General features: G+C 62.1%; 16 protein-coding genes. 9 read left to right on the top strand and 7 right to left on the bottom strand.

Going from position 1 to position 17,154, the window contains the following annotated elements:
* The first annotated feature begins 71 nt into the window (after positions 1–71).
* The 6 genes from K1567_RS04240 to K1567_RS04265 all read left to right on the top strand — a co-directional run bounded on the left by K1567_RS04240 (position 72) and on the right by K1567_RS04265 (position 6,999).
* Positions 72–962: a carbohydrate ABC transporter permease gene (locus K1567_RS04240; RefSeq protein WP_034113238.1), complete on the top strand. Its 891-nt coding sequence runs from the start codon at positions 72–74 to the stop codon at positions 960–962.
* A gap of 10 nt (positions 963–972) precedes the next feature.
* A complete protein-coding gene (locus K1567_RS04245) occupies positions 973–1,803 on the top strand; it encodes a carbohydrate ABC transporter permease (protein ID WP_034137967.1) in 831 nt (276 codons plus the stop codon).
* Between the two features lie 22 nt (positions 1,804–1,825).
* Entirely contained in the window at positions 1,826–2,929 is a 1,104-nt protein-coding gene (locus K1567_RS04250) for an ABC transporter ATP-binding protein (protein WP_034097132.1), read from the top strand.
* A gap of 18 nt (positions 2,930–2,947) precedes the next feature.
* Entirely contained in the window at positions 2,948–4,429 is a 1,482-nt protein-coding gene (locus K1567_RS04255; protein WP_169868150.1) for a mannitol dehydrogenase family protein, read from the top strand.
* Positions 4,430–4,566: 137 nt separating this feature from the next.
* Complete coding sequence (xylB, locus tag K1567_RS04260; RefSeq protein ID WP_169868148.1) at positions 4,567–6,048, top strand: xylulokinase; 1,482 nt, start codon at positions 4,567–4,569, stop codon at positions 6,046–6,048.
* A gap of 12 nt (positions 6,049–6,060) precedes the next feature.
* Positions 6,061–6,999 (top strand): carbohydrate kinase, encoded by a 939-nt coding sequence (locus K1567_RS04265; protein ID WP_220698169.1) that lies wholly within the window; start codon positions 6,061–6,063, stop codon positions 6,997–6,999.
* Between the two features lie 96 nt (positions 7,000–7,095).
* Here the strand turns inward: K1567_RS04265 and K1567_RS04270 are convergent, their stop codons facing one another.
* Together K1567_RS04270 and ilvA are read right to left on the bottom strand one after the other, a co-directional pair.
* Complete coding sequence (locus K1567_RS04270) at positions 7,096–7,365, bottom strand: DUF1652 domain-containing protein (protein ID WP_034097126.1); 270 nt, start codon at positions 7,363–7,365, stop codon at positions 7,096–7,098.
* Between the two features lie 239 nt (positions 7,366–7,604).
* A complete protein-coding gene (ilvA, locus tag K1567_RS04275; protein ID WP_080758722.1) occupies positions 7,605–8,633 on the bottom strand; it encodes a threonine ammonia-lyase, biosynthetic in 1,029 nt (342 codons plus the stop codon).
* Between the two features lie 272 nt (positions 8,634–8,905).
* Here ilvA and K1567_RS04280 point away from each other — a divergent pair, with 272 nt between their 5' ends.
* Together K1567_RS04280 and map are read left to right on the top strand one after the other, a co-directional pair.
* Positions 8,906–9,106: a ParD-like family protein gene (locus tag K1567_RS04280; RefSeq protein ID WP_034097124.1), complete on the top strand. Its 201-nt coding sequence runs from the start codon at positions 8,906–8,908 to the stop codon at positions 9,104–9,106.
* Complete coding sequence (map, locus tag K1567_RS04285) at positions 9,106–9,873, top strand: type I methionyl aminopeptidase (protein WP_034097365.1); 768 nt, start codon at positions 9,106–9,108, stop codon at positions 9,871–9,873. The genes K1567_RS04280 and map overlap by 1 nt, the downstream gene beginning before the upstream one ends.
* A gap of 760 nt (positions 9,874–10,633) precedes the next feature.
* On the opposite strand, the gene sfnG is transcribed toward map, so the two are convergent.
* Positions 10,634–11,719 carry a dimethylsulfone monooxygenase SfnG gene (sfnG, locus tag K1567_RS04290; RefSeq protein WP_169903216.1) on the bottom strand — a complete coding sequence of 362 codons (1,086 nt, stop codon included), beginning with the start codon at positions 11,717–11,719 and terminating at the stop codon, positions 10,634–10,636.
* A 265-nt stretch (positions 11,720–11,984) separates the two neighbouring features.
* Here sfnG and K1567_RS04295 point away from each other — a divergent pair, with 265 nt between their 5' ends.
* The gene (locus tag K1567_RS04295) at positions 11,985–13,223 is read left to right on the top strand and encodes an acyl-CoA dehydrogenase family protein (RefSeq protein WP_169868144.1); all 1,239 of its coding nucleotides are present in this window, start codon (positions 11,985–11,987) and stop codon (positions 13,221–13,223) included.
* A 45-nt stretch (positions 13,224–13,268) separates the two neighbouring features.
* On the opposite strand, the gene K1567_RS04300 is transcribed toward K1567_RS04295, so the two are convergent.
* From K1567_RS04300 to K1567_RS04315, 4 genes are all read right to left on the bottom strand, one after another.
* Positions 13,269–14,054, bottom strand: a complete 786-nt coding sequence (locus tag K1567_RS04300; protein WP_034097119.1) for a sulfite exporter TauE/SafE family protein — start codon at positions 14,052–14,054, stop codon at positions 13,269–13,271.
* A gap of 92 nt (positions 14,055–14,146) precedes the next feature.
* Entirely contained in the window at positions 14,147–14,917 is a 771-nt protein-coding gene (locus K1567_RS04305; protein ID WP_034097117.1) for a class I SAM-dependent methyltransferase, read from the bottom strand.
* A gap of 66 nt (positions 14,918–14,983) precedes the next feature.
* Positions 14,984–16,288 (bottom strand): ATP-binding protein, encoded by a 1,305-nt coding sequence (locus K1567_RS04310; RefSeq protein ID WP_034097115.1) that lies wholly within the window; start codon positions 16,286–16,288, stop codon positions 14,984–14,986.
* Between the two features lie 3 nt (positions 16,289–16,291).
* A complete protein-coding gene (locus K1567_RS04315; RefSeq protein WP_034097114.1) occupies positions 16,292–16,993 on the bottom strand; it encodes a response regulator transcription factor in 702 nt (233 codons plus the stop codon).
* Positions 16,994–17,154: the final 161 nt, after the last annotated feature.

The following is a 17,154-nucleotide window of genomic DNA, read 5'->3' on the forward strand; positions in this document are numbered from 1 at the left end:
CGCTGTCGGGAGCAAGCCCCCTCCCACAGTGACCGCACTCCGATCCTTGCTCCGCACTGGCGTTAATTACCATGAATACACCTGCCAAAAACCGCCTGGCCAACCCCGGCTGGTTTCTCGTCAGCCCCTCGGTTGTCCTACTGTTGCTATGGATGATCGTGCCGCTGGGCATGACCCTGTACTTTTCGCTGATTCGCTACAACCTGCTCTACCCCGGCGAGAATGAATTCGTGGGGCTGGAGAATTTCACCTACTTCATCACCGACTCCGGCTTCCTGCCCGGCGCCACCAATACACTCCTGCTGGTCGGCAGTGTGCTGTTGATCAGCGTGGTGTTCGGCGTGTTGATCAGTGCGCTGCTGGAGGCCAGTGAGTTCTTCGGTCGCGGCCTGGTGCGGGTGCTGCTGATTTCACCGTTTTTCATCATGCCCACCGTCGGCGCGCTGATCTGGAAAAACCTGATTTTCCACCCGGTGTCAGGGGTGCTCGCCGCCGTGTGGAAACTGTTCGGCGCCGAGCCGGTGGACTGGCTGGCGCACTACCCGTTGCTGTCGATCATCATCATTGTGTCGTGGCAATGGCTGCCCTTCGCGATCCTGTTGCTGATGACCGCCATGCAGTCCCTCGACCAGGAACAAAAGGAAGCCGCGCGCCTGGACGGTGCCGGCGCCATCGCGATCTTCTGGCACCTGACCCTGCCGCACCTGGCGCGGCCGATTGCCGTAGTGGTGATGATCGAAACCATCTTTTTGCTCTCGGTGTTCGCGGAAATCTTCACCACCACCAACGGTGGCCCGGGCTACGCCTCGACCAACCTCGCGTACCTGATCTACAACCAGGCACTGGTGCAGTTCGACGTGGGCATGGCCTCGGCCGGCGGCTTGATCGCCGTGGTCATCGCCAATATCGCGGCGATCATCCTGGTGCGGATGATCGGCAAAAACCTGACTGACAAGCCTTGAGGGCCGCGCCATGACGCTTCAACAATCCCGTCGCCTGCAAAGCCTGCTGCTCGGCACCCTGGCCTGGGCCATCGCGATCCTGATTTTCTTCCCGATCTTCTGGATGGTGCTCACCAGCTTCAAGACCGAAATCGACGCGTTCGCCACGCCACCGCAGTTCATCTTCACGCCGACCCTGGAGAACTACCTGCACATCAACGAGCGCAGCAACTACTTCAGCTATGCATGGAACTCGGTGCTGATTTCCTTCAGCGCCACCGCGCTGTGCCTGCTGATCTCGGTGCCCGCGGCCTACTCCATGGCGTTCTACGAAACCCAGCGCACCAAACGCACGCTGCTGTGGATGCTGTCGACCAAGATGCTGCCGCCGGTGGGCGTACTGATGCCTATCTACCTGCTGGCCAAAAGCTTCGGCCTGCTGGATACGCGCATCGCGCTGATCATTATCTACACCCTGATCAACCTGCCGATCGTGGTGTGGATGGTCTACACCTACTTCAAAGACATCCCCAAGGACATCCTCGAAGCCGCGCGCTTGGACGGTGCCAGCCTGTGGCAGGAAATGGTCCGCGTGCTGCTGCCGATTGCCAAGGGCGGCCTGGCGTCCACCGTGCTGCTGTCGCTGATCCTGTGCTGGAACGAAGCGTTCTGGTCGCTGAACCTGACCTCGTCCAGCGCCGCGCCATTGACCGCGCTGATCGCCTCTTACTCCAGCCCCGAAGGCTTGTTCTGGGCCAAATTGTCCGCCGTTTCGACCCTGGCCTGCGCGCCGATCCTGATCTTTGGTTGGATCAGCCAGAAACAGTTGGTGCGCGGTCTGTCCTTCGGCGCAGTTAAATAATAATTCCTAGCGGAGGCCCGTCATGGCCAACCTGAAAATCAAGAATCTGCAAAAAGGCTTCGAAGGTTTCTCGATCATCAAAGGCATCGACCTGGAAGTGAATGACAAAGAGTTCGTAGTCTTCGTCGGCCCGTCAGGCTGCGGTAAATCCACCCTGCTGCGCCTGATCGCCGGCCTGGAAGAGGTGAGCGACGGCACCATCGAGCTGGACGGGCGCGACATCACCGAAGTGACCCCGGCCAAGCGCGACCTGGCGATGGTGTTCCAGACCTATGCTTTGTACCCGCACATGAGCGTGCGCAAGAACATGTCGTTCGCCCTCGACCTGGCCGGTGTCGATAAGAAACTGGTGGAGAGCAAAGTCAGCGAAGCGGCGCGCATCCTCGAACTGGGCCCGCTGCTGGAGCGCAAGCCCAAGCAACTCTCCGGCGGCCAGCGCCAGCGTGTGGCCATCGGCCGGGCCATTGTGCGCAACCCCAAGATCTTCCTGTTCGACGAACCGCTGTCCAACCTCGACGCCGCCCTGCGCGTGCAGATGCGCCTGGAACTGGCGCGCCTGCATAAAGAGCTGCAAGCGACCATGATCTACGTGACCCACGACCAGGTCGAAGCAATGACCCTGGCCGACAAAGTCGTAGTGCTCAACAGCGGCCGCATCGAACAGGTCGGCTCGCCCCTGGAGCTGTATCACCAGCCGGCCAACCTGTTCGTGGCGGGCTTTTTGGGTACGCCGAAGATGGGCTTCCTCAAAGGCCAGGTCAGCCGGGTCAGCGGCCAGGACTGCGACGTGCAGCTGGACGCCGGGACATTGGTCACGTTGCCGTTGAGCGGCGCCAGCCTGAGCGTCGGCAGCGCGGTGACCCTGGGCATTCGCCCGGAGCACCTGGAAATCGCCACGCCGGGGCAAACCAGCCTGACGGTGACCGCCGATGTTGGCGAGCGCCTGGGCAGCGACACGTTCTGCCACGTCATCACCGCCAACGGCGAGCCGTTGACCATGCGTATCCGTGGCGATATGGCCAGCCAGTACGGCGAGACGCTGCAACTGCACCTGGACCCGACGCACTGCCACCTGTTCGACACCGATGGCAACGCCGTGGCCCGCCCACTGCGCGCCGCCGCCTGATTTCGCGAGTATTACGCTATGAAGCTGAATAAACAGAACCTCACCCAACTGCCGCGTGAGATCCAAGTGCCGGCCTACGCCATTGCCAGCACCTCCCAGGGTATTGCCCATATCGGCGTCGGCGGCTTTCATCGCGCACACCAGGCGTATTACACCGATGCGCTGATGAACACCGGCGAGGGCCTGGACTGGAGCATCTGCGGCGTCGGCCTGCGCGCCGAAGACCGCAAGGCCCGCGACGACCTGGCCGGCCAGGACTTTCTATTCACCCTGTACGAACTGGGCGACACCGATGACACCGAAGTGCGCGTGATCGGTTCGATCAGCGATATGCTGCTGGCCGAAGACGGCGCCCAGGCGCTGATCGACAAATTGGCCGAGCCCGCGATTCGCATCGTTTCGCTGACCATCACCGAAGGCGGCTATTGCATCGACGACAGCACCGGCGAATTCATGGCGCACCTGCCGCAGATCCAGCATGACCTGGCACACCCGCAAGCGCCGACAACCGTGTTCGGCTTTATCTGCGCTGCGCTGACCCAGCGCCGCGCCGCCGGCACGCCGGCTTTCACGGTGATGTCCTGCGATAACCTGCCGCACAACGGCGCGGTCACACGCAAGGCGCTGCTGGCCTTCGCCGCCCTGCGCGATGCCGAGCTGCATGACTGGATCGCCGCCAATGTGAGCTTCCCCAATGCCATGGTCGACCGCATCACCCCCATGACCAGCACCACGCACCGTCTGCAACTGCATGACGAACACGGCATCGACGATGCCTGGCCGGTGGTGTGCGAGCCGTTTGTGCAGTGGGTGCTGGAGGACAAGTTCGTCAACGGCCGACCGGCCTGGGAAAAGGTCGGCGTGCAGTTCACCGATGACGTTACCCCTTACGAAGAAATGAAAATCGGCCTGCTCAACGGCAGCCACCTGGCCCTGACCTACCTGGGCTTTCTCAAGGGCTACCGGTTTGTCCACGAAACCATGAACGACCCGTTGTTCGTGGCCTATATGCGCGCCTATATGGACCTGGACGTCACACCGAACCTGGCGCCGGTGCCGGGCATCGACCTGACCGAATACAAGCAGACCCTGGTGGATCGCTTCTCCAACCAGGCCATCGCCGACCAGTTGGAACGGGTCTGTTCGGATGGCTCGTCGAAGTTTCCCAAGTTCACTGTGCCGACCGTCAACCGTCTGATTGCCGATGGCCGCGAGACCGAGCGCGCGGCGCTGGTAGTGGCCGCCTGGGCCCTGTATCTCAAAGGTGTGGATGAGAACGGCGCACGCTACAACATTCCCGACCCGCGCGCAGCGTTCTGTCAGAGCCTGGTAACTGACGATGCGCTGATCAGCGTGCGCCTGCTGGGGGTGGAAGAGATTTTCGGCACGGCTATTCCCAATTCGCCTGCGTTTGTGGCAGCGTTCGAACGGTGTTTTGTCAGCTTGCGGGATAACGGTGTGACCAAAACCCTGCAGCAGTTGCTGAAAAAACCGGCTTGAAATGTGGAAGGGAGCTTGCCCCCGATGGCGCTGGGTCAGTCAACTGATTCATCAACTGACCTCCCCTTATCGGGGGCAAGCCACCTCCCACATTGGGATAGCATTTAACGTCCAACAATAATGCTGAGCACCCCCTCATGACCCAGCAAAACCTGTTCCTCGGCATCGACTGCGGCACCCAGGGCACCAAGGCTATCGTCCTCGACGCGAGCAGCGGCAAGGTACTGGGCCTCGGCGCGGCGGCCCACACCCTGATCAGCGCTGCCAATGGCCGCCGCGAACAGCACACCCAGGAATGGCTGGACGCTTTCGCCGAAGCCACCCATCGTGCCCTGCAACAGGCCGGCGTCGACGGCCAGGACATCCTCGGCATTGGCGTATCCGGCCAGCAGCATGGGCTGGTGCTGCTGGATGAGCACGGCCAGGTGCTGCGCCCGGCCAAGCTATGGTGCGATACCGAAACCGCCGCCGAGAACGACCGCTTGTTGGCCCACCTCGGCGGCGAGCGTGGCTCCCTGGAACGCCTGGGCGTGGCCATTGCACCCGGCTACACCGTCTCCAAACTGCTGTGGACCCGCGAACAACACCCGGACCTCTTCGCCCGCATCGCCCATATCCTGCTGCCCCACGATTACCTCAACTACTGGCTCACCGGCCGCGCCGTCGCCGAGTATGGCGATGCGTCGGGCACCGGTTACTTCAATGTGCGTAATCGTGAATGGGATACGGCCCTGCTGCGGCACATCGACCCGAGCGGCCGCCTGGAGCGGGCCCTGCCGCCGCTGATCGAGGCCGATCAAAGCGTGGGCACTATCCTGCCGGCCATCGCCGAACGTCTGGGCATCAACCCCAACGCCGTGGTCTCCAGCGGCGGCGGCGACAATATGATGGGCGCCATCGGCACCGGCAATATCGCGCCGGGGGTGATAACCATGAGCCTGGGCTCGTCCGGCACCGTGTATGCCTTTGCCGACCAGCCCAACGTCAGCCCCCAGGCCTCGGTGGCGACGTTCTGCTCGTCCAGCGGCGGCTGGTTGCCGTTGATCTGCACCATGAACCTGACCAACGCCACCGGGGTGATCCGCGAGCTGTTCGAGCTGGACCTGCCTGCCTTCAATGCCTTGGTCGAACGCGCGCCCATCGGCGCCGACGGCGTGAGCATGCTGCCGTTTCTCAACGGCGAACGCGTACCCGCCCTGCCCCACGCCACCGGCAGCCTGCATGGGCTGACCATGACCAACCTGACCCGCGCCAACCTGTGCCGCGCGGTGGTCGAGGGCACGACCTTCGGCCTGCGCTACGGCCTCGACCTGCTGCGCCAGACCGGCCTACAAAGCCAGAGCATCCGCTTGATCGGCGGCGGTTCGAAAAGCCCGGTGTGGCGGCAGATGGTCGCGGATATCATGCACACCGAAGTGGTCTGCACCGAACAAAGCGAAGCCGCCGCCCTGGGCGCGGCGATCCAGGCGGCGTGGAGCCAGACCGGCGAATCCCTGGCCAGCCTCTGCGACAGATGCGTGAGCGTCGACCCGGCCAGCCGTACCGTGCCGGTGGCAGCCCATGTCAGCGCCTATCAACAGGCTTACGAGCGCTATCAGCAGCTCGTGGCAACCCTTTAAGAGCGAGCAATTATGTATCTGGTGTGTGGTGAAGCGCTGTTCGATTTCTTCAGCGAGGAAGACGCCAGCGGCAAGGCGTCGAAGGTCAACTACACGGCGATTGCCGGCGGTTCGCCGTTCAACGTAGCCGTGGGCCTGCGTCGCCTGGGCATCGAGGCCGGCCTGTTCGGGGGGCTGTCCAGCGATTTTCTTGGCCGGCGCCTGCTGCAAGTGCTGCGGGATGAAGGCGTCAGCGAGGATTACCTGGTGGAATTCGCCGCGCCGACCACCCTGGCGATGGTCGCCGTGGGCGCCAACGGCTCACCGCAGTACAGCTTTCGCGGCGAAGGCTGCGCCGACCGCCAATTGCAGGTGAGTCACCTGCCGCAGCTGGGCGATAACGTGCGCGGGCTGCATGTGGGTTCGTTCTCGCTGGTGGTGCAACCGATTGGCGACACCCTGCTGAGCCTGGTCCAGCGTGAAAGCGGCAAGCGCCTGATCAGCCTCGACCCCAACGTGCGCCTCAACCCGCAGCCGGATATCCAACTGTGGCGCGACCGCGTAGCGGAACTGGTCAAGCATGCCGACTTGATCAAGGTCAGCGACGAAGACCTGCACCTGCTCTACCCCGGCCAATCACCAGAAAGCGTTCTGCAGGGCTGGTTGCAGCACCGTTGCCAGTTGGTGTTCCTCACCCGCGGCGGCGATGGCGCCAGTGTATTCAGTCGCCAGCATGGCAACTGGTCGCAACCGGCGGTGGACGTTGTGATGGCCGACACAGTTGGCGCCGGCGATACCTTCCAGGCAGCATTGATTGCTTGGCTGACGGAGCATCAATTGGATTCGGTGGCGGGTCTGCAACAGCTCAGCCGCGAGCAGATTAACGCGATGCTCGGCTTTGCCATTCGCGCAGCGGCATTAACCTGCACCAAGACCGGTCCGGATCTACCGTATCGCCAGCAATTGGGTTGAAGGCATAGGGGGAATTGCGCAAGGACATACCACCGTTTTGGGCCTGGCGTTAATCCAGGCCCAGAGGTCTTCGGTGGTTCAACCGCAGACGACGGCTTAGTAGTAGCCGCGCGACCCGGCGCGTTGCAGTACAGGTGCATGGGTGTGCTTGAGGTCTTCACGCAACCCGGTGATCAGATTGCAAATGGCGCGACTGCTGTCGAGCTTGTCTGCATTGATGCCTTTGACTTCCAAGTCCACCCGGTCACGGTCGCGGTCGTCATACACCTTGATCGTCAGCGAAGCATCTTCGGCTTTGGTGCATTCGCACCGTTTAGGCAGGAAACTTCCTTCAATAATGCTGCGTAATTCAAGTTCCGAAAGCATGGTCAACCTCTCCTTTTTATAGACTGCCAACAGATTGTTGTGTTTATGCCAGGCATACGCCTGTGACGCCTTACCAGCCTTGGAAGACGCCTTCACTGAGCAAGCGTACCCGGCAAAATCGAGTTGCGTTGTAACCTTTCCTCATAAGCGACCCTGGGTTTTATATAACTAAAACTTGAACTTTTCGCCGCTGTTTAAAATATCGGCGAATAGCATGGATTAAACGTTTAACCGGCGGTTTAAGCTTGAACGGCTAACTGGGCACCGACTCTGTCAGCAACATATCGCAAACTATCAAAGTTGATATTCGCCCCGGAATTGACCGCTACCAGAGTCTGCCCCTGCACTCGGCGTTGGCCGACAAACCTGCGCATTCCCGCCACCGCCAACGCACCGGATGGCTCGGTGATGGAGCGGGTATCGTCGTAGATCAGTTTGATGGCGCTGCACAGTTCGTCGTTGCTCACGGTGATGACGTCGTCCACCCAGTCGCGGCATATTTCAAAACCGTAGGCGCCGATCTGCGCCACCGCGGTGCCGTCGGCAAACCCATCGACGCTGGGCAATACCACCCGTTCGCCGGCACGTAACGCCGCCAGCAAACAACTGGAGCCTTCGGCTTCGACCCCGATGATGCGCACCTCGGGCCGCAGGTATTTGACATACGCCGCGATGCCCGCGATCAGCCCGCCGCCACCCACCGGCACGAAGATCGCGTGTAGCGGGCCCTGTTGCTGGCGCAGGATCTCCATCCCTACCGTGCCTTGACCGGCGATCACATCCGGGTCGTCGAAGGGCGAGACAAAGGTGCCACCGCTGGCCTCGGCCAAGGCCAGCGCATGGGCCAGGGCAAACGGAAAACTCGGCCCATGCAGCACCGCCTCGGCGCCTCGGGAGCGCACGCCCTGCACCTTTAAATCCGGCGTGCTGCAAGGCATCACGATCCGCGCCTTGATCCCCAGTTCCCGCGCCGCCAGTGCTACGCCCTGGGCGTGGTTGCCCGCTGAAGCGGTGATCACCCCTTGAGCGCGTTGCGCGTCGCAAAGTTGTACCAATTTGTTGTAGGCACCGCGCACCTTGAAGGAAAAGGTCGGCTGCAGGTCTTCGCGCTTGAGCAGCACCTGGTTGCCGAGCAACGCCGACAGCGCCGGGGCCGCTTGTAACGGCGTGCGCACGGCCAAGTCATAGACCGGCGCGGCGAGGATCTTTTTTACATAGTGCTCAAGCAAACGTGTATCGGACGTCGCGGGGGCTGTGGGGGTACTCATCGGTGTCTCCTGGCGGTGTGTGCTGGGCCCGGGAGACGGAAAAACAAAACCCGCCTCTAGGGCGGGTTTGGGTACAGCCGTGCGCTATCCCGCCAACTGAGGAATGGCGGTAATAATGCTTGGCTGGCGAAGGCAGGTATGAAATGTCATGAAACGAAACTAACCGCCTACCGTGTGACCCGTCAATCGGCTTGTGGGATTTTGCAACTGGGGTTTACGCCGAATATACGAAACATATACGCTTTGTATATCCACCCTACACAGTGAACACCATGGGCATCGTCAAGATCACCGACCAACTGCACGAACAATTACGCCTAGCCAGCGCGAGGATGGACCGCTCCATCAACGCTCAGGCCGAATTCTGGATCAAAGTCGGCCTGCTCGCCGAACTGAACCCCACCCTGACCTACAACGACTTAATCAACAAACTGTTGCTGGACAAACCCGAATTGATCCGAGGGCGTGAATGATGATCAAGACCGCCGCCCAACTGGCTGTGATGCGCGAATCCGGTCGCCTACTGGCCCAAGTGTTCGACATGCTCGACGGCTTCGTCGCCGCCGGTCGCTCGACCCTGGAGCTGGACGCCGCCGTCGAAGCGTTTATCCGCAACGACTTGCAGGCCCGCCCCGCCAGCCTCGGCCAGTACGACTACCCGTTCAGCATCAACACCTCAATCAACGAAGTGGTGTGCCACGGCATGCCCAGCGCCAAGGACGTGCTCAAGGACGGCGACATCGTCAATATCGACATCACCCTGGAAAAAGGCGGCTTTATCGCCGACGCCAGCAAGATGTATATGATCGGCACTGTCGCGCCCAAAGCCCAGCGCCTAGTGGAGATGACCTTCGAGGCAATGTGGGCCGGTATCCGCCAGGTCAAACCTGGGGCGCGCCTGGGCGATATCGGCCATGCCATCCAAAGCCACGCCCAAGCCAATGGCTACAGTGTGGTGCGCGAATACTGCGGCCATGGCATCGGCCGGCAGATGCACGAAGAACCACAGATTCTGCACTTCGGCCGCCCCGGCACCGGGCTGGAGCTACGCGAAGGTATGGTGTTTACCGTCGAACCGATGCTCAACCAGGGCAGCGCCAAAGTGCGCAGCCTCAAGGACGGCTGGACGGTCGTCACCAAAGACAACAGCCTGTCGGCGCAATGGGAACACACCGTGGCGGTGACGGCCGACGGCTACGAAGTCCTGACCCTCCAGCGACCGCCCACTCTCAGAGGCTGAAACCCAACCAGTGTTGAGCAGGCTTGCCCCGCGCTGGGCTGCGAAGCGGCCCCAAACCTGACGACCGTTCATGCCAGGCACACCGCAGTGACTGGAGAAAGGGCCGCTGCGCGCCCCGGCGCGGGGCAAGCCCGCTCACCACAAAAAGCTCATGTGCTCAGGTGATGTTTCTACCGGAGATGTGTAGATACCGATGCTCATCGGCGATGCCTACACAACTCTCAGAGGCTGACACCCAGCCATGTGGTGAGCGGGCTTGCCCTGCGCTGGGCTGCGAAGCGGCCCCAAGACCTGACAACCGTTTATGCCAGGCACACCGCAGCGTCTGGAGAAAGGGCCGCTGCGCGGCCCGGCGCGGGGCCAGCCCGCTCACCACAAAAAGCTCATATGCTCAGGTTATGTTTCTACCGGAGATATGTAGATACCGATGCTCATTGGGGATGCCTACACAACTCTCAGAGGCTGACACCCACCCTGTGTTGAGCAGGCTTGCCCTGCGCTGGGCTGCGAAGCGGCCCCAAACCTGACGACCGTTTATTCCAGGCACACCGCAGCGACTGGAGAAAGGGCCGCTGCGCGTCCCGGCGCGGGGCAAGCCCGCTCACCACAAAACGCTCATGTGCTCAGGTGATGTTTCTACCGGAGATATGTAGATACCGATGCTCATCGGCGATGCCTACACAACTCTCAGAGGCTGACACCCAGCCATGTGGTGAGCGGGCTTGCCCCGCGCTGGGCTGCGAAGCGGCCCCATTGGTCCTCATGCCACCTGCCTGATCCCTGCCTTGGCCTCCAATTCGCGCACCAGCGGCAATACCCGCTTGCCGAAGTACTCCACTTCTTCCTGGAAGTGCAGAAAGCCCGCCAGCACCAGGTCCACGCCCACGGCCTTGAGGGCGACGATGCGTTCGGCGATTTGTTGCGGCGTGCCGATCAGGTTGGTCTTGAAGCCGTCGTTATACTGCACCAGGTCTTCAAAACTGGACTTGGCCCAGTTGCCCTCGCCTTCGGGCGAGGCCTTGCCGGCTTGTTTGGCGGCGTCACCAAAGGCGTTCACCGCTTGCGGGTCGGCTTTGTCGATGATTTCGGCCAGCACGGCGCGGGCTTCTTCCTCTGTATCGCGGGCAATCACAAAGGCATTCACGCCGATCTTGACCGAATGGTTGTTCGCCGCAGCCTTGGCGCGGATGTCATCGACCTGGGCCTTGATACCTTCCGGGGTGTTGCCATTGGTGAAATACCAATCCGACACCCGCGCGGCCATATCCCGCGCGGCCCGCGAGCTGCCGCCCTGGAACACTTCCGGCCGGCCGAGCGGCTTGGGTTTGAGGGTGTAGTTGTTGAAGCGGTAGAAGTCGCCCTTGAAGGTGAAATCGTCCTGGGTCCAGATGCCTTTGAGCGCGCGGATGAATTCTTCGGAACGACGATAGCGTTCGTCGTGCTCCAACCAAGGCTCGCCGATGGCCTGAAACTCGCCCTTGAACCAGCCGCTGACGATATTCACCGCGATGCGGCCGTTGGTGAGCTGGTCGATGGTCGCCAGTTGCTTGGCCGCCAGCGCCGGCTGCCAGGGCCCGGGCAGGATCGCGGCGATAACCTTGAGTCGGGTGGTGGCGGCCAGCAGGGCATGGCTGAACGCCACGGACTCATGTTGGTTCTCGGCGCCGTAACCGGCGGTGAAGCGGATCTGGGTCAGGCCGTACTCGAAGCCGGCCGCCTCGGCCAGTTGCGCCAGTTTGCGGTTGTAGTCGATGCCCCAGTGGGTGCGTTGCTCGATCTTGCTGACCACCAGCCCACCGCTGACGTTGGGCACCCAATAGGCAAATTTCACGGCTTGCTGACTCATCGAACGGTACCTCGCACAAAAGGGATGTACCTAAGGGTTGAGCAGCAAGCGTGCCAGCCTGGGCAAAGCCCCCGAGCCAGGGCGGTTGCGCGGGATATTACGGGCGGGGCCCCCTTGGCGGCCAGTGTCGGGCTTCGCGCCGTTTTGTCGGATCGCTGTTGCCAGGGCAACAGTTCTAACCCTCCAAACCCCGTAAACACTGGGCTCGGCGCCCGGCACGGAGTGTGCAATTGCCCTTGCACCGATCACTGCCCAGGACCGTCCCATGACCGAACACCACATCATCAATCCGCTGGCGACCGGAGCCGACTATGCCGCCCTGGCGGCGCGCTTTCGCCCGATTTTCCAACGCATCGCCGAGGGCGCGCTGGAACGGGAAAACACCCGCACCCTGCCCCACGCGCCGATCCAATGGCTCAAAGAGGCCGGTTTTGGCGCCGTACGCGTGCCGGTGGAATACGGGGGTGGCGGCGCCTCGCTGCCGCAGTTGTTCGCGCTGCTGATCGAACTGGCCGAAGCCGACTCCAACGTGCCCCAGGCCCTGCGCGGGCACTTCGCCTTTGCCGAAGACCGCCTGAATGCCGCGCCCGGCGCCGGCCGTGACCTGTGGTTCAAGCGCTTCGTCGACGGCGACATCGTCGGCTGCGCCTGGACCGAAATCGGCGCAGTGGCTATCGGCGAGGTGATCACCCAAGTCACACCGAACGCTGATCAGTGGGCGCTCAACGGCGAAAAGTTCTACAGCACCGGCAGCATTTTCGCCGACTGGATTGATGTGTACGCCCAACGCAGCGACACCGGCGGCGACGTGATTGCCGCCACCCGCGCGCGCCAGCCTGGGGTGGTGCACAGCGATGACTGGGACGGCTTTGGCCAACGCACCACCGGCAGCGGCACGTCGCGCTTTACCAATGCCGTGGTGGAGACGGAAAACCTCATCGACTTTGCCACCCGCTTCAAATACCAGACGGCGTTTTATCAACTGGTGTTGCTGGCCAGTCTCGCCGGGATCGGCCGCGCCGCGCTCAAGGACGTGGCGCAGCACGTACGCAGCCGCAAGCGCATCTACAGCCACGGCAATGCCGCCCATGTCAGCCAGGACGCGCAGATTCAGCAGGTGGTGGGCGAAGTCGCCGCCCTGGTGTATGCCGCCGAAGCCAGCGCGTTGAAGGCTGCGGAGCCGGCGCAACGAGCGTACCTGGCGCGGTTCGGCGGGGATGAAGTGGCCGAGCGCGAGGCCAATGTGGCGGCCGAAATCGAATCGGCCACGGCGCAGGTGGTGGTGTCGGAATTGATTCAGCGGGCCACCAGCGAACTGTTCAATGCGCTGGGGGCTTCGGATGTGCGCCAAGGCAAGGGTTTGGACCGGCATTGGCGCAACGCGCGGACCGTGTCCTCGCACAACCCGGTGATCTACAAGGCGCGGATCGTGGGGGATTGGGTGATCAATGGCACCGAACCGCCGTTCGTTTGGCAGATCGGCAATGGCCCGGCGAAAGACTAAAACAGAATGGGGCGAACCCTGTGGGAGGCGCTTGCCCCTCCCACCTCAGAACGCCAATTTGTAACCGACGGCCATCAACATAACCGCCAGGCACGGGCGCAATACACCGTCCGGGATCTTGCCGGTCATGTGGCTGCCGATATAAATCCCCGGCAGCGAGCCCATCAGCAGAAAGCCCAGCAGGTGCCAGTCCATATTGCCCATACCGGCATGGCCCAGGCCCGCCACCAGGGTAAGCGGCACGGCGTGGGCGATTTCGGTGCCCACCAGCCGGCGCGTGGCCAGGAACGGATAGAGGATAAACAGCGCCACGGTGCCCAGGGCGCCGGCGCCAATGGAGGTCAGGGCGACCATGGTGCCGAGGATCGCGCCGGTAAGCACGGTCAAGGCATTCAGGTTGCGCGGGTTCATGTGGTAGCTGTCGCCGGCATGACGCTGGGCGAAAGCCAACAGGGTTTTCTTGAACAGAATCGCCAAAGCGGTCAGCAGCAGCACCACGCCGAGGGCCTGCTTGATCACCGCGTTCATTGCGCTGGGGTCGGTGTGCAAAGTGGCCAGGAACCACAGGGTCAGGAGCACGGCGGGCACACTGCCGAGGGTGAGCCAGCCGGTGATGGTCCAGTCGATGTTCTTGTTCTTGCTGTGCACCAGCACGCCGCCGGACTTGGTGATAGCGGCGTACAGCAGGTCGGTGCCTACGGCCGTGGCCGGGTTGATACCGAACCACAACAGGATCGGCGTCATCAACGAACCGCCGCCGACGCCGGTCATACCGACGATAAAACCCACGATCAGGCCGGCAATGACAAAACCAAAGTTACCCACTTCCATTAACAGCTACCTGCGGCCATATAAATTACTGGCCGCAGGATAGCGATTTTTCTTATAACCACTTATACCAATATGATCTGACTTTATGCCTTTTACGCCAGCCGGTGACACACGTAAGCCTGCGTCTGGTAAGGAAACGCTACGGTCTCACGCCCGCGCAGGTCGGGATGGGTGTCGATCAGGGTGCGCAGTTGCGCGGTGACGCTGGCCTTTTGCGGGTCCGGCAGCGCCGCAATGAAACTCACCGAGAGGAAGCGATCAATGATCACTTCCTGGGGGCTGCCTACGTGCTGGTAGGCAAAACAGGTCAGTTCGGGCATGGAGAAATACTCGCCGCGAAAGGCATCACGCCAACGGCCGGTATGGAACCGTGGTGTGTCGCCTTCATAAGGCGTGATGATCTCGGTGATCGCCGCCACCCAGTCCACCGACTCGTCGCGCACATTCCACACCAGGCCCAGGCGCCCATCGGGCTTGAGAACACGGTGAATTTGCGCCAATGCCGCCTGTGTGGCGAACCAGTGGAAGGCCTGCGCGCACACGACGACGTCGGCACTTGCAGTGTCCAGGGGCATGGCGTCGGCGGTACCGGAAACCAGACGTACACCGGGCAATGCCTTGAGCAGTTGCTCGCCCATCTGCGCCACGGGTTCCACGGCGATAAGCGTCGGCGCCAGGCTACTGAGCAAGCGGGTGAACTTGCCGGTGCCGGCGCCTAGGTCGACCACCGTCGACTGGCCGGTAACCCCCAGCGTCTCGCTGAGCCAGCCCGTGAGCTGGCGGGGGTAATCCGGTCGCCCCTGGGCGTAAGTGGCGGCCTGGGTTGAGAAACCTAGTTGAGCAGACGCGTGAACGGCGGTCATGGTCAATCTCTCCTCGGGTAAAACGGGGCCACAGTATGCTCTTTTGCCCGCCTGCTTGCAGGCCGATCAGCTCGCGCTGCTGGGCAACCACACCCGAAACCGCGCGCCGCCCAGCGGTGAAGCCTGGGCGGTCAACGTCCCGCCCTGAGCCTCCAGCGCACGCCGGCTGATCGCCAGGCCCAGACCAAAGCCGCCAGTGGCACGGTCGCGGCTGCGGTCGAGACGGTAGAAGGGTTCGAAGATGCGCTCGCGCTGCTCCAGCGGAATGCCGATGCCGTCATCGTCTACCCAGATCTCACAGCCCTTGGGGCATACCTTGACGCCCACCTGGATGCGTTTTTCGCAGTAGCGCGTGGCGTTGCGCAGCAGGTTCTGCAACGCGCGGGCGGTGAGGCGTGGGTCGAGACTGAAGCGCTCGACGGCACAATCGAGCGCCACATCGATGACGATCTCGGGGTTTTCCAGTTCGTCATCGACGCTGCCTAGCACGCTGTCGATAAATTCATCGAGCACCACGTCCACCCGCTCCGGCAGTTGCGACGGGTTCTGCAAACGGCTGTAGGACAACAATTCCAGCACCAACTCGTCCAGCTCGCGGATATGCGCCACCAGGCCTTGCAGACGTTCGCGGCTGGCCTGGGGCAGGTCTTCGGACAGCGCCAGGGCCAGGCCGAAGTCCAGACGCGTGAGGGGCGTGCGCAGTTCATGGGAGACCGCGTTGAGCAGGTCGCGCTGCTGGTTGAGCAGGTGCTCGATGTCGTCGGCCATGGTGTCGAACACCGCGGCCAGGCTGCCGATACTGGAACGGGCTGAGATTCCCGTGCGCTCTGTCAGATTGCCCTGGCCCAACTGCGCGGCGGTGCTTTTCAAGCGCTCAAGGTCGCGCCAGTGCGGGCGCAGCCAGGTCAGCAGGCACACCAGCAGCGCGGCGACAATCAACACGTTGATGGCCCAGTACAGCAAGTTCATGTCCAGCGGGTCCGGCGGGATGGTCAGCTTGACCACAAACTGATCGTTGATCGGCGAGCTGATCTCTTCCATCCAGCCCCACTCGCCCAGGCGCACCACCGGTTTGCCCTGCTCCAGCAAGCGCGCTTCTTCGAGGGTATAACTGGCGTCCTGACGCAGCAGCAGTTGCACATGCAGCGGCGCAAACTCCCGCCCCAGTTGCTCGGTTACCTGAGACCAACGCTCCACCGGCGCGCGCTGGTATTGCTTGACGATCAGGTGTTGCTGGCCGCGGGTCTGCTCGATGTTGTAATTCAGGTAGCGGTGTTCAAACAGTTGGATCACCAGCTTGGGAATCAGGTAGATCGCGGCGCTATAGGTAACGATAGTGATCAAAAAGAGGCGAATCAGCACGCGCAACATGGGTCAGCATTCCCACTCGGAACGGCTGAACAAGTAACCCTTGCCCCATACCGTTTTGATCTTGCGCGCTTCGCCAGCATGGTCGTCGAACTTGCGCCGCAGCTTGGAGATGGCCACGTCCACCGAGCGATCGGTGCCGTTGAACTCGATACCGCGCAGGCGCTGCAGGATCTGGTCGCGACTGAGCACCTCGCCGGCGTGCCGCGCCAGCACCACCAGCAGGTTGTATTCGCCGCTGGACAGCTCCACGGCCTGGTCGCGCCAGGTCACGGTGCGCTCCGACAGGTCGATGCATAGGTTGCCCATCAGGATCTGATCGTTGGCCACCTGGGGTTCGGACAAACTGCTGCGGCGCAACAAGGTGCGCACACGTGCCAACAGCACGCGGGGTTCGCAGGGTTTGGTGACATAGTCATCGGCGCCCATTTCCAGGCCAAGTACCTGATCGTGGCTGTCGTCGCGGGCGGTGAGCATCAGGATCGGCAGACAGGCCGAGTCGGCGCGCAGCAGGCGGCACACCTGCAGGCCATCAAGCCCGGGCAGCATCAGGTCGAGGATTACCAGGTCCGGGGGATCACGGCGCGCGCGTTCCTGCACCAGATCGCCACGGCTGAGCACGTTGACGTGGTAGCCGTTGCGCTCCAGGTAGCTGGCAATCAGCTCGGAGAGCGCGGCGTCGTCTTCGACCAGGAGGATGTTGGGCATGAAGGTGTTTCCAGAAAATACAGTGATGTGTCGTACACACACCCAATGCCGGAGGGTGCAAACGCCCTCCTGCATTGGATACTTAGTGGTTGCAAGATTGTGCAAGGATATACGCCCTCGGTGCCTCGCGCGCCGCACCTTACATTTCTTCACACACCTGC

It is taken from the genome of Pseudomonas sp. S5F11 (assembly GCF_019641515.1).
Classification (GTDB): domain Bacteria; phylum Pseudomonadota; class Gammaproteobacteria; order Pseudomonadales; family Pseudomonadaceae; genus Aquipseudomonas; species Aquipseudomonas rhodesiae.

What these genes read in the sequence shown, in the direction of transcription:
- K1567_RS04270 (WP_034097126.1), bottom strand. Translation starts at nt 7,365, where the DNA reads ATGCTTTCGGAACTTGAATTACGCAGCATTATTGAAGGAAGTTTCCTG.
- K1567_RS04300 (WP_034097119.1), bottom strand. Translation starts at nt 14,054, where the DNA reads ATGGAAGTGGGTAACTTTGGTTTTGTCATTGCCGGCCTGATCGTGGGT.
- K1567_RS04240 (WP_034113238.1), top strand. Translation starts at nt 72, where the DNA reads ATGAATACACCTGCCAAAAACCGCCTGGCCAACCCCGGCTGGTTTCTC.
- sfnG (WP_169903216.1), bottom strand. Translation starts at nt 11,719, where the DNA reads ATGAGTCAGCAAGCCGTGAAATTTGCCTATTGGGTGCCCAACGTCAGC.
- ilvA (WP_080758722.1), bottom strand. Translation starts at nt 8,633, where the DNA reads ATGAGTACCCCCACAGCCCCCGCGACGTCCGATACACGTTTGCTTGAG.
- K1567_RS04295 (WP_169868144.1), top strand. Translation starts at nt 11,985, where the DNA reads ATGACCGAACACCACATCATCAATCCGCTGGCGACCGGAGCCGACTAT.
- K1567_RS04310 (WP_034097115.1), bottom strand. Translation starts at nt 16,288, where the DNA reads ATGTTGCGCGTGCTGATTCGCCTCTTTTTGATCACTATCGTTACCTAT.
- K1567_RS04305 (WP_034097117.1), bottom strand. Translation starts at nt 14,917, where the DNA reads ATGACCGCCGTTCACGCGTCTGCTCAACTAGGTTTCTCAACCCAGGCC.
- K1567_RS04265 (WP_220698169.1), top strand. Translation starts at nt 6,061, where the DNA reads ATGTATCTGGTGTGTGGTGAAGCGCTGTTCGATTTCTTCAGCGAGGAA.
- map (WP_034097365.1), top strand. Translation starts at nt 9,106, where the DNA reads ATGATCAAGACCGCCGCCCAACTGGCTGTGATGCGCGAATCCGGTCGC.
- K1567_RS04250 (WP_034097132.1), top strand. Translation starts at nt 1,826, where the DNA reads ATGGCCAACCTGAAAATCAAGAATCTGCAAAAAGGCTTCGAAGGTTTC.
- K1567_RS04280 (WP_034097124.1), top strand. Translation starts at nt 8,906, where the DNA reads ATGGGCATCGTCAAGATCACCGACCAACTGCACGAACAATTACGCCTA.
- K1567_RS04245 (WP_034137967.1), top strand. Translation starts at nt 973, where the DNA reads ATGACGCTTCAACAATCCCGTCGCCTGCAAAGCCTGCTGCTCGGCACC.
- xylB (WP_169868148.1), top strand. Translation starts at nt 4,567, where the DNA reads ATGACCCAGCAAAACCTGTTCCTCGGCATCGACTGCGGCACCCAGGGC.
- K1567_RS04255 (WP_169868150.1), top strand. Translation starts at nt 2,948, where the DNA reads ATGAAGCTGAATAAACAGAACCTCACCCAACTGCCGCGTGAGATCCAA.
- K1567_RS04315 (WP_034097114.1), bottom strand. Translation starts at nt 16,993, where the DNA reads ATGCCCAACATCCTCCTGGTCGAAGACGACGCCGCGCTCTCCGAGCTG.